This window comes from Grimontia marina (assembly GCF_900060185.1).
GTDB classification, from domain to species: domain Bacteria; phylum Pseudomonadota; class Gammaproteobacteria; order Enterobacterales; family Vibrionaceae; genus Enterovibrio; species Enterovibrio marinus.
In genome coordinates this window covers 1-639 of sequence record NZ_FIZY01000235.1, presented here as the reverse complement: position 1 = coordinate 639, position 639 = coordinate 1, and the positions used below count along the sequence as shown (strand labels likewise).

Annotated in this window: 3 tRNA genes; all 3 read right to left on the bottom strand. The window is 45.9% G+C overall.

Annotated features, from left to right (window positions below):
• Positions 1-337 precede the first annotated feature (337 nt).
• Positions 338-413 (bottom strand) — tRNA-Val (locus GMA8713_RS26160).
• A gap of 68 nt (positions 414-481) precedes the next feature.
• Positions 482-557: transfer RNA gene (locus GMA8713_RS26155), tRNA-Lys, on the bottom strand.
• Between the two features lie 2 nt (positions 558-559).
• A tRNA-Glu gene (locus GMA8713_RS26150) sits at positions 560-635 on the bottom strand.
• Between the last annotated feature and the right edge of the window lie 4 nt (positions 636-639).

Sequence of the window (639 nt, the reverse complement as noted above, 5' to 3'; positions counted from 1 at the left end):
GATGAAACCAAGAACACTTGAATGTGTTTGGTGTTAACTCCGTAGAGTCAACATTTGAGAACTTTTACAAACAAACTCATTTGAGTTTGTTTAGTCAGCTTTCCAGATTTTTAAAGAGCATTTCTCGTAAAGAGAACGTGGCACAAAAACCACTTTCTAATGACTTTCTTCCCGGATTGGGGCAGCAAAAGTTCGCACCCTGTAAATGTTATTTAAAGGGTCTGCGAGTCCATTGCAGAAAATGATTAGAGAGTGTGCTTTTTCTTTAGGCAAGGCGAAGTGTTTCGACGTTTAGTTCGCTAAACGAGAAAGCCTTCAACGCAGCATAAAGGAAAAGTGGTGGGCGATACCGGGCTCGAACCAGTGACCCCCTCCTTGTAAGGGAGGTGCTCTCCCAACTGAGCTAATCGCCCACATATGTTTGCTTTCACCTTTAAAAAGGCAAAACCCAAACTGAGTTTTACATCCTCTGTGGAGAAGATGGTGGGTCGTGCAGGATTCGAACCTGCGACCAATTGATTAAAAGTCAACTGCTCTACCAACTGAGCTAACGACCCAGTGGCGTCCCATAGGGGAGTCGAACCCCTGTTACCGCCGTGAAAGGGCGGTGTCCTAGGCCTCTAGACGAATGGGACACAC